The 9,226-nt window shown below is 63.6% G+C and carries 12 protein-coding genes; 9 read left to right on the top strand and 3 right to left on the bottom strand.

What is annotated here, in order from left to right; all coding sequences use genetic code 11:
* Positions 1–11 precede the first annotated feature (11 nt).
* The 4 genes from BI344_RS25505 to rlmF all read left to right on the top strand — a co-directional run bounded on the left by BI344_RS25505 (position 12) and on the right by rlmF (position 1,946).
* Entirely contained in the window at positions 12–182 is a 171-nt protein-coding gene (locus BI344_RS25505) for a sigma factor (RefSeq protein ID WP_241499408.1), read from the top strand.
* 20 nt (positions 183–202) lie between these two features.
* Positions 203–574 carry a sigma factor-like helix-turn-helix DNA-binding protein gene (locus BI344_RS19365; protein WP_241499407.1) on the top strand — a complete coding sequence of 124 codons (372 nt, stop codon included), beginning with the start codon at positions 203–205 and terminating at the stop codon, positions 572–574.
* Positions 571–750, top strand: coding sequence for a zf-HC2 domain-containing protein (locus BI344_RS19360; RefSeq protein WP_071114452.1), 180 nt, complete (start codon positions 571–573; stop codon positions 748–750). Before BI344_RS19365 ends, BI344_RS19360 begins: the two co-directional genes overlap by 4 nt.
* 206 nt (positions 751–956) lie before the next feature.
* A complete protein-coding gene (rlmF, locus tag BI344_RS19355) occupies positions 957–1,946 on the top strand; it encodes a 23S rRNA (adenine(1618)-N(6))-methyltransferase RlmF (protein WP_071114451.1) in 990 nt (329 codons plus the stop codon).
* Positions 1,947–2,025: 79 nt separating this feature from the next.
* On the opposite strand, the gene BI344_RS19350 is transcribed toward rlmF, so the two are convergent.
* Complete coding sequence (locus BI344_RS19350) at positions 2,026–2,376, bottom strand: DUF2325 domain-containing protein (protein WP_071114450.1); 351 nt, start codon at positions 2,374–2,376, stop codon at positions 2,026–2,028.
* Between the two features lie 275 nt (positions 2,377–2,651).
* Between BI344_RS19350 and BI344_RS19345 the strand changes: the two genes are divergently transcribed.
* Positions 2,652–3,443, top strand: a complete 792-nt coding sequence (locus BI344_RS19345; RefSeq protein WP_071114449.1) for a transporter substrate-binding domain-containing protein — start codon at positions 2,652–2,654, stop codon at positions 3,441–3,443.
* Positions 3,444–3,449: 6 nt separating this feature from the next.
* Here the strand turns inward: BI344_RS19345 and BI344_RS19340 are convergent, their stop codons facing one another.
* Together BI344_RS19340 and BI344_RS19335 are read right to left on the bottom strand one after the other, a co-directional pair.
* On the bottom strand, positions 3,450–4,409 hold the full coding sequence (locus BI344_RS19340; protein ID WP_071114448.1) for a hypothetical protein: 960 nt from the start codon (positions 4,407–4,409) through the stop codon (positions 3,450–3,452).
* Between the two features lie 107 nt (positions 4,410–4,516).
* Complete coding sequence (locus BI344_RS19335) at positions 4,517–6,136, bottom strand: ABC1 kinase family protein (protein WP_239690944.1); 1,620 nt, start codon at positions 6,134–6,136, stop codon at positions 4,517–4,519.
* A gap of 123 nt (positions 6,137–6,259) precedes the next feature.
* Between BI344_RS19335 and BI344_RS19330 the strand changes: the two genes are divergently transcribed.
* The 4 genes from BI344_RS19330 to lolD are packed head-to-tail and all read left to right on the top strand — an operon-like array spanning position 6,260 to position 9,216.
* Positions 6,260–6,997 (top strand): C40 family peptidase, encoded by a 738-nt coding sequence (locus tag BI344_RS19330; RefSeq protein ID WP_083339015.1) that lies wholly within the window; start codon positions 6,260–6,262, stop codon positions 6,995–6,997.
* Positions 6,998–7,057: 60 nt separating this feature from the next.
* On the top strand, positions 7,058–7,279 hold the full coding sequence (locus BI344_RS19325) for a hypothetical protein (RefSeq protein WP_420837180.1): 222 nt from the start codon (positions 7,058–7,060) through the stop codon (positions 7,277–7,279).
* Positions 7,280–7,289: 10 nt separating this feature from the next.
* Complete coding sequence (locus BI344_RS19320) at positions 7,290–8,531, top strand: lipoprotein-releasing ABC transporter permease subunit (RefSeq protein ID WP_204378094.1); 1,242 nt, start codon at positions 7,290–7,292, stop codon at positions 8,529–8,531.
* Positions 8,524–9,216 (top strand): lipoprotein-releasing ABC transporter ATP-binding protein LolD, encoded by a 693-nt coding sequence (gene lolD / locus BI344_RS19315; RefSeq protein ID WP_071114444.1) that lies wholly within the window; start codon positions 8,524–8,526, stop codon positions 9,214–9,216. Before BI344_RS19320 ends, lolD begins: the two co-directional genes overlap by 8 nt.
* Positions 9,217–9,226 lie beyond the last annotated feature (10 nt).

Genomic DNA, 9,226 nt, shown 5'->3' with positions numbered 1-9,226 from the left:
AGTAGACCGGGATGATAGACGCCCAACTGATAGAACAGGAGCGGCCCTACCTGCTGCGTTACGCGCTGGCGCAGCTGCGCGAGCGCGACGCGGCCGAGGAGGCGGTGCAGGAAACGCTGCTGGCGGCGCTGGAGTCGCAGGATAATTTTTTTCCGGCAAATCCACGCTGCGCACCTGGCTGACCTCCATTCTGCGTTTCAAGTTGATAGACGGCATGCGTCGCAAGGGGCGCGAAAAGCTGTTCGAATCGCTGGAGGACGAGGCGGACGATGGCGATTTCGACGGCCTGTTCAGCCGGGACGGCCATTGGCGCGAGCCGCTGAAGGCCTGGAGCGGGCCGGAGTCGCAGTTGATCTCCCAGCAGTTCTGGCAGGTGTTCGAGCAGTGTTCGAAGGTGATGCCCAAGCGCACCGCGATGGTATTCGTGATGCGCGAGGTGATGGGGATGGAAATCGCCGACATCTGTAACAATCTGGAGATCACCGCGACCAACTGTTCGGTGCTGCTGTACCGCGCGCGGATGAGCCTGCGCGAATGTTTTTCCATACGCTGGAGCCGGGAGGGCGAGCTATGAAGTTGAGTTGCCGCGCGGCCAGCCGGCTGATTTCCGCCGGCTTGGATCGGCCATTGAGCACCGCGGAGCATCTGAAACTGCGGATGCACCTGTTGCTGTGCGGCAACTGCCGTCAGTTTTCGCAGCAGTTGGCTCTGTTGCAGCAGGCGGCGCGCCGGGCGGGGCTGGGCGAGTGAGCGGATGCGCTTGAATGGCGAAAACCGGCGGCGGCCGGTTTTTTTATTGCCCGCCATTTGCATCGGTTTGCGGTCTGGCAAACGGCGCGGCGCAGCCCGGCTGCCCCGCTGTGTGCGCGCCGCCATCGGCTAACTTGGGTATAGTATCGCCTTTTATCGGGCCGCATCGCGTCGGCCCGGCCCGCATCACCGCTCCAGGAGTTCCCATGTCCGCCAAGCCGCCTGTCACGTCTGCCGCCCAATTGCACCCGCGCAACCGCCATCAGGGGCGCTACGACTTTGCCGCGCTGATTGCGGCCAGCCCTGGGTTGGCGAACTATGTCGGCAAGAACGCCTTTGGCGACGAGTCGGTCAACTTTGCCAATCCGGCGGCGGTAAAAGCCTTGAACCGTGCGCTGCTCAAACTGTTCTACAACATCAACGACTGGGACATTCCGGCCGGCTACCTGTGTCCGCCGATTCCGGGCCGCGCCGATTACATCCACGCCTTGGCCGATCTGTTGGCGCTGGGGCACAAGACCGGCATTCCGCATGGAGCCGGCATCCGCGCGCTGGACGTCGGCGTCGGGGCCAACGCGGTCTATCCTTTGATCGGCCATGCCGAGTATGGCTGGGATTTTGTCGGCACCGAAGTCAGCGATGAGGCCATGCAGAATGCGCAGGCGATATTGGCGGCCAATCCTGACATGGCGGCGCATATCGAGTTGCGGCGGCAGATTTCGTCCAAAGCGATTTTCCGCCATGTGCTGGACGCCGACGAGTGCTTCGACTTGACGCTGTGCAATCCGCCGTTCCATGCCTCGCAGGCCGAGGCTGACGCCGCAGCGCGCCGCAAGTGGCAAAACTTGGGGAAAGATAGCGGCAAGCGTTCGCCAAAGCTCAATTTCGGCGGCCAGAACCGCGAATTGTGGTGCGCCGGCGGCGAGGAGGCCTTTGTCTGCCAGATGGTGGAGGAGAGCGTGGCGTTGGCCGGCCGGGTGTACTGGTTCACCAGTCTGGTGTCCAAGTCCGCCAGCCTGACGGCGATCAACCGCGCGTTGAAGCAGGCCAGCGTGACGTACAGCAGGACCATCCCGATGGCGCAAGGCCAGAAGCAGAGCCGTTTGGTGGCGTGGACCTTCATGGACCGGCAGCAGCAGAACGACTGGCGCCAGCGCCGCTGGCTGCCGCCGTCGGTGATGCTGGCGGGCGGCTGAGATAAAAAAGAGCCGGCGTTGGCCGGCTCGTCAAATCTACAAAAGGTAGAGCTTAGAGAAAAGCTTTGCCGTCGGCCGGCTAGCGCTTGCGTTTGCCGGCCTTTTCGCTGGCGCGCTGCGGGCAGCCGGCGCATGGGTTCTCACACATGCCGGCGCCGGTGAGAGACTGCTTGAGCGAGCAGACCGAACGGCGACAGGCGATGAAGCGGATTTTTTCCTCTGCCGCCAGTTCGCGGAAGTGGCGCATCACGTTGTGGCCAAGAAAATCGGTGAACAGGATCAACAGTTCTGTGCCGGCGGGCAGGCGGTCCACCTTGCGCTGGTGCGAACTGTTGCGGCCGCTCAGATGGCGGTGAATGGTGATGCCGTAGTTCTGCAGCACGTCGGGGATGTTGCCCAGAGTGTCGGCTCCGACCAGCATGGCGTTCATCGATCTGCTCCTTGTGTGGGATTTAGTAAATGATAATCGTTATCATTTAATTGGTCAATTACGTTTTTCACCGTTCATACGCGCGCCGCATGCGGGCCAGGCGCGCGGCCGGTTTTTCCCCGCGCTTGGCGGCAAAAGCTTGCCCAGCAAGGCTTGGCGGTTTGTTGCCGTGTTCGGGGAAGCCATCCCGGCGGAGATGGCCTATCTTGAAGGCATTGCGGAACCATCCTTAAGGCCAGCGAGGCCGACGGACGATGCGTGGCGGGAGGTGATCGATGAAACCAGGGTGGTGCTTGCGAGTCCTGCTGATGTTGCTGTGCCTGCTATCGTCCGCCGCGCCGGCCGGCGCGGAAGACGCGTTGGCGCGCATTCAGCGCAAGGGAGAGCTGGAGATCGGCCTGGAGGGGACTTTTCCGCCTTACAGCCTGATGGCGGCCGGGCAACTGCAGGGGTTTGAAGTGGATTTTGGCCGGGCGCTGGCCGCGCAGGTCGGGGTGGCGGCGCGGTTTCAGACCATAAGCTGGATCCATATGCTGGATAGTCTGACTGCCGGGCGGGTGGATGTGGTGATCAATCAGGTGGTGGCCACCACCGAGCGCAGCCGCAAGTTCGACTTTTCCATACCCTATACCTATTCCGGCTTGCAGATGGTGGTGCGCAAGGCCGATCTGACCCGCTTCCGCGGCGCCGCCGATCTGGCCGGCGCCCATGTCGGCGTCGGCGCCGGCACCAATTACGAGCAGTGGTTGCGCGCCAATGCGCCGCAGGCCCACATCCATCTGTACCACGACGACCTGGTCAAGTATGACGGCCTGCGCCGCGGCGAGGTGGACGCCATCGTGATCAACCGGCTGGCGGCGTTCAATCTGATGCTGACCACGCATGGCGAGCTGGTGGCGTCGGGCCGCATGTTGGCGCGGGAGGATGCCTGCGTGACTATGCGCAAGGGCAGCCCCGAGCTGTTGTCGGCGGTCAACCGTGCCATCGGCAGCCTGCGGCGCGACGGCACGCTGATGGCGCTGTCGCGCAAATGGTTCAAGGCCGACATCACCAGCCCGCCGGACTGACGGCGTTCAACTGTATACGTCCACCTGGCTGATCATGCCGGCCTGGCCGTCGTCTTGCAGAAACACCCCGGAGCGCTCCATCTGCGCCTGCGGGCTGGCGCTGGCGTCGCTGCTGCGTATGGTCAGCGGCGTGCTGACGCTGGGCAGCAGGATGGCGCCGATATGGGCCTGCTGCAGCGTTTCCAGCTGGTCCTTGCCGTCAACGCGGCCGGTCCAGATTTTCAGCTGCGCATACGCCGGGTCGGATTCGTCGATTACCCCATCGTGGTTGCTGTCCAGCTTGGCCAGATCGGCGAAGCCGTCGCCGGATTGCGGGCCGAACAGCTCGCTGCCGTTGTCGATCTGGCCGTTGCCGTTCTTGTCCAGCACCAGCCAGCCGCCGTCGCTGGAGAAGGGCAGGTTGATCATCTGGCCGTTGTTTTGCAGGTCGAAGCTGACAGTGGCGCCGCTGAAGCTGCCGGCGTCTCCGCCCAGGCTGACCATCAGCGGGTCGGTGGGGTGGCCGCCGCTTTGGCTGCTGGAGTCGCTGTGGTACTGGTAGTGGCTCTGCATGCTGACGTTCAGCGAGAACTGGAACTGCCTGCCGTCCTGGGTGGTGATTTGGCCGCTGGCGGCGAAACCCAACTGCTGCGTCTGCTGGTAATCCATGCTCTGCTGTGTGTCCACCTGCGGCGGCGATGTCTCCGGAACGATCGCGCTGCCGGGCTGCTGGCCGTCCCACAGCCGGATATGGATGCCGAAGGCTTTTTCCAGCACGGCCTTGAGCAGGCTGTACAGCGTGTCGTCATCCATGCCCATCCCCGATGAAAGCAGGCTTTGCAGGCCCTCGCTGCTGAGCTGGACGTTGTCGTCGGGCACGGTTTGGATGAGTGGCGGCTGTCGAACGCTGATGCTCTGCTTGAGGTCCAGCGACTGGGTCTGGCTGAAGCTGCTGCTCAGCTTTTCGGTGACGGAGGCGATTCTCATGGCGCAAGTCCGGTGAGTCCATAGACTTCGCTATCGGTTGTCTGCGCGGCAACTTGATATCGGTGAGATTGCGTATCGCCAAACCGTCTTAAAGGGCGTTGCGGCGGTTATAAGTCCTTGCCCGAGCGCCAGATCGACCAGACCAGCCACACGCTGTTGAACAGCGCCAGCATGAAGCCGACGAAACCGAAGAGGGGCAGGCCGAACAGCTTGGGGCCGGCGTTGACCGTCATCACGATGGACGAGCCTATGATCAGGCAACCGGTGACGATGCCCATGGTCAGCCGGTTGCTGCTGCGGTCCAGCTGCTTGCCAAAGTTGTCCAGACGCTGCAGGTCCAGGTTGACGCGGAACTTGCCGTGGCGCATGTCGCGGCCGATGCGCACCAGGTCGCGCGGCAGGCCGGTGATCATCTCCAGTCCCTCCGACAGCGACTGGCGGCCGCGCTTGAGCAGCGCCGCCGGATGGTAGCGGGCGACGATCAGCTCCTTGACGAAGGGCGTGATGTGCGCCACCAGCTGGAAATCGGGATTGAGCTGGCGGCCCAGGCCTTCCAGCGTGATCAGCGCCTTGAACAACATCGCCATGTCCGGCGGCAGCACGATGCCGTGGTTGCGGATCAGCGTCATGATGTCGGCGATCAGCTGGCTGATGTTCAGCCCCTTCAGCGGCACGTGTTCGTACTGGAACATGAACTCGCTGACTTCGTCGGCGAACTTCTGCATGTCCACCGGGGTGTTGCCGGTCCACTCGATCAGCACGTCGATGATGCCGTGCTCGTTGTGCTCGGCCACCGCCGACAGGAGGTCGACGATCTCGTCGCGCCGCACATGGCTGATGCGGCCCACCATGCCGAAGTCGATGAAGGCGATGCGGTGATCGGCCAGGAAGAATACATTCCCCGGGTGGGGGTCGGCGTGGAAGAAGCCGTTGACCAGTATCATCTTCAATACCGCGTCGGCGCCGCGCTGCGCCAGCAGCACCGGGTCCAGCCCGCTGGATTCCAGCTGGGAGAGCTCGCTGGCGGCGACGCCGTCTATGAAGTCCTGCACATTGACCGCGGCGTTGGTGTAGGTCCAGTGCACGCCGGGCACCACCACGTGCGGATCGTCGGCGAAGTCCTTGGCGAAGCGCTCCATATTGCGCGCTTCTATCGCCAGGTCGAGCTCACGCCTGAGCGAACGCGAGAACTGGGCGACGATGCCGGACGGCTGGTAGCGGCGCAGTTCGGGGAATTCCAGCTCCAGCAGGTGGGCCAGGTGCGCCAGGATGCGCAGGTCCGCCTCCACTTTGTCCATGATGCCGGGGCGGCGCAGCTTGACCGCCACCTCGCGGCCGTCCTGCAGTCGCGCGCGGTGCACCTGGGCGATGGAGGCCGAGCCTATCGGCCGCATGTCGAATTCGGCGAACAAGGCGTCCGGCTCGGCGCCCAGCGCGTCGCGGATCAGCTTCTTCACCGCGGCGGCGGGCACCTGCGGCACCTGGTTCTGCAGTTTTTCGAATTCGTCTATCCAGTCCGGCGGGAACACGTCCACCCGGGTGGACAGGATCTGCCCCAGTTTGATGAAGGTGGGGCCCAGTTCCTCGAAGGCCTGCCGCACCCGCACCGCGGTGGGCTGGCCGGATTCGCCGTCCGGCAGTCCCAGGTTCAGCCACTCGCCGGCCTTTTCCACCGCGCGCGGCAATTTCAGCCGCTGCGCGAACTCTCCCAGGCCATGACGGATCAAAATTCCGCTGATTTCTCTTAGTCGCGGTAAGTCCCGCATTGCAATCAAGGTTTCCCGAATCATGTGCTTTCCGCTGTCCCGCCTGGCTTTACACTACCGGTCCCGTCCGATAGAGTGCGGCCTATGAAATTGCAACTCCGCTTATCAGCTTTGGCGCTGGCGGGCTTCATGGTTTTCGCCCAGGCTGCGCCAGACAAGGCTACACCGGACAAGGCCCCCGCCGAGGGGAAGGCCGCCACAGAAAGCGCGGCGCCGGACAAACCGGACGATCCCATATCCAAATACGCCGCGCCCCAAGAGGATGCGGTGGGCGATCTGCTTTTGCAAGCGATGAGCCTGTTGGGCGTCGCCTACCGCTTTGGCGGCAATACCCCTGACGATGGCCTGGACTGCAGCGGTTTCATCCGCTATGTGTTCCAGAAGTCGCTGCGGGTGAACCTGCCGCGCACCGCCGCCGAAATGGCCAAGGTGGGCAAGTCGGTGGGGCGCGCCGACTTGGTGCCGGGCGACCTGGTATTCTTCAATACCCGTGGTTTCAGCTATTCCCATGTCGGCATCTATATGGGCAACAACAAGTTCATCCACGCGCCGCGAACCGGCAAGAACATCGAGGTGTCCAACCTGTCGCAGGGCTACTGGAGCGCGCGTTTCAATGGCGCGCGCAGGGTCAATCGTAGCACTGCCGGGCAGGCGGCGGATACTTCGGATGACATCAGCGTAAAGAGCGCGGCAAAGAAGTCCGCGCCCGCGGCCGAGGCGAAATGCCGCAAGGGCCACAAGAAGTGCAAGGCGGAAGCCGCCCGCGGCAAGACCGGCGGCAAGGCGGCGAAAGGCGGCAAGAAGAAAAAGGGCAGGCACTGAGCGGCCTGGCCGATAGCGATGCCCGCATTGGCGGGCATCGTGTTTTCAGGAACTGGATCGATGGCATTGAATATGGAAATACCGGTGTGGCGCGACCCCGACGGCAATGTGGTGGCCTGCGTCGAGAAATTGAAGGTGATGCGCGAAAACCTGGAGGAGATCGCCCAGATGGCACAGGACGCCTTCGAGGACGCGGTGCTGATGGGCTGCGACGAAAAGCAGGTGCGCGACTTCATGGTGGCGATGATGCAGAACCTGGACAACCCTTACCGTCCCGAATGAGAGAACCGTCTTGATGCCATTTGAAGCCTTTATCGGGCTGCGTTACCTGCGCGCCAAGCGCCGCAATGGATTCATTTCCTTTATTTCCTTGATTTCCATCGTCGGCATCGCTCTGGGCGTGGCGGCGCTGATCATCGTGCTGTCGGTGATGAACGGTTTCCAGAAGGAAATCCGCGGCCGCATCCTCAGCGTGGCTTCCCATCTGGAAGTGAGCAGCTACGACGGCCGCCTGGCCAACTGGCAGGGCGCGCGCGACATGCTCTCGCGCCAGCCGCACGTGCTGGCGGCCGCGCCCTTCGTCAACAGCCAGGGCTTGTTCGTCGCCTACGGCAATGTGCGCGGCGGTCTGGTGCGCGGCATCGAGCCGGCGCTGGAGGACAAGGTGGTGGACGTGGGCCGCCACATGGTGGCCGGCAGGCTGGAAGCGCTGAAACCGGGCAGCTTCGGCATGGCGCTGGGGGTGGAGCTGGCGCGCCAACTGGGCGTCGGCGTCGGCGACAAGGTGACGCTGATGACGCCGCAGGGCAACATCACCCCGGCCGGCATGATTCCGCGTTCCAAGCAGTTCACCGTGACCGGCCTGTTCAAGGTGGACATGTTCGAGTTTGACTCCTCGCTGGCGATGATCAATCTGCGCGACGCGCAGCTGCTCGGACGGATGGGCGACAGCGTCAGCGGCGTCCGGTTGAAGCTGGACGATCCGATGCTGGCGCCGCAGCTGAAGGCCGACTTGCGGCCGCAGCTGCCGCAGTTGATGGTTACCGACTGGACCGACACCAATGCCAATTACTTCCGCGCGGTGCAGATAGAAAAGCGGATGATGACCATCATCCTGACGCTGATCGTGGCGGTGGCGGCGTTCAATCTGGTGTCCACGCTGGTGATGGTGGTGACCGACAAGCAGGCCGACATCGCCATCCTGCGCACGCTGGGCGCATCGCCGGGCAGCATCATGAAGATCTTCATGATCCAGGGCGCGGTGGCCGGCGTGCTGGGCACGCTGGCCGGAGCCGTCGGCGGGGTGGTGATCGCGCTGAATCTGGACGTGATCGTGCCGGTGATCGAAAGCATCATCGGCAGCAAGATCTTGTCCAGCGAGGTGTACATGATCGACTACCTGCCGTCCGACGTGCAGTGGGGCGATGTTTCCACCATCACCATCATTTCCCTGTTGCTGGCGCTATTCGCCACGCTGTACCCCAGCTGGCGCGCGGCGCGCACCCAACCGGCGGAGGCGCTGCGCTATGAATAAGGTATTGAGCTGCCGCCAGCTGGGTAAACGCTATGAAGAGGGCAAGCTGGCGCTGGACGTGCTCAGCGACGTCAGTCTGGACGTGGACCGCGGCGAGCACCTGGCCATCGTCGGCGCCTCCGGTTCCGGCAAGAGCACCTTGCTGCATCTGTTGGGCGGGTTGGACAGCCCCAGCCACGGCATGGTGGAGGTGTTGGGCAAGGACCTCTCCAAGCTGACCGAACAGGAGCGCGGCAAGCTGCGCAACGAGTCGCTGGGCTTCGTCTACCAGTTCCATCACCTGCTGCCGGAATTCTCGGCGCTGGAAAACGTGATGATGCCGTTGCTGATCCGCCGGATGAACCGCGGCGAGGCGGCCAAGCGCGCCGAGGCGATGCTGGAGCGGGTGGGGCTGGGCAAGCGGCTAGAGCACAAGCCGGGCGAGCTGTCCGGCGGCGAGCGCCAGCGCGCGGCGATCGCGCGGGCGCTGGTCACCGAACCGGCCTGCCTGCTGGCCGACGAGCCCACCGGCAACCTGGACGCCCAAACCGCGCGCCAGGTATTCGAACTGATGCTGGAACTGAACCAGACGCTGGGCACCAGCCTGATCATCGTCACCCACGACCTGGACCTTGCCGGGCGCACCCAGCGGGTGCTGCGCTTGAACGAAGGCCGGCTGGTTGGGTCTGAAACGGCTTGCGCCTGAAAACCGCCCC

Origin of the sequence: Chromobacterium sphagni (genome assembly GCF_001855555.1) — a bacterium.
Taxonomy (GTDB): domain Bacteria; phylum Pseudomonadota; class Gammaproteobacteria; order Burkholderiales; family Chromobacteriaceae; genus Chromobacterium; species Chromobacterium sphagni.
Note: the sequence above shows the minus strand (reverse complement) of the source record. Positions and strands in the feature narration are given on the sequence as shown.

Coding starts and splice junctions, on each gene's coding strand:
- BI344_RS19350 (WP_071114450.1), bottom strand. CDS start 2,376: ATGAACGCCATGCTGGTCGGAGCCGACACTCTGGGCAACATCCCCGAC.
- BI344_RS19360 (WP_071114452.1), top strand. CDS start 571: ATGAAGTTGAGTTGCCGCGCGGCCAGCCGGCTGATTTCCGCCGGCTTG.
- BI344_RS19330 (WP_083339015.1), top strand. CDS start 6,260: ATGAAATTGCAACTCCGCTTATCAGCTTTGGCGCTGGCGGGCTTCATG.
- BI344_RS19325 (WP_420837180.1), top strand. CDS start 7,058: ATGGCATTGAATATGGAAATACCGGTGTGGCGCGACCCCGACGGCAAT.
- rlmF (WP_071114451.1), top strand. CDS start 957: ATGTCCGCCAAGCCGCCTGTCACGTCTGCCGCCCAATTGCACCCGCGC.
- BI344_RS19345 (WP_071114449.1), top strand. CDS start 2,652: ATGAAACCAGGGTGGTGCTTGCGAGTCCTGCTGATGTTGCTGTGCCTG.
- BI344_RS25505 (WP_241499408.1), top strand. CDS start 12: ATGATAGACGCCCAACTGATAGAACAGGAGCGGCCCTACCTGCTGCGT.
- lolD (WP_071114444.1), top strand. CDS start 8,524: ATGAATAAGGTATTGAGCTGCCGCCAGCTGGGTAAACGCTATGAAGAG.
- BI344_RS19340 (WP_071114448.1), bottom strand. CDS start 4,409: ATGAGAATCGCCTCCGTCACCGAAAAGCTGAGCAGCAGCTTCAGCCAG.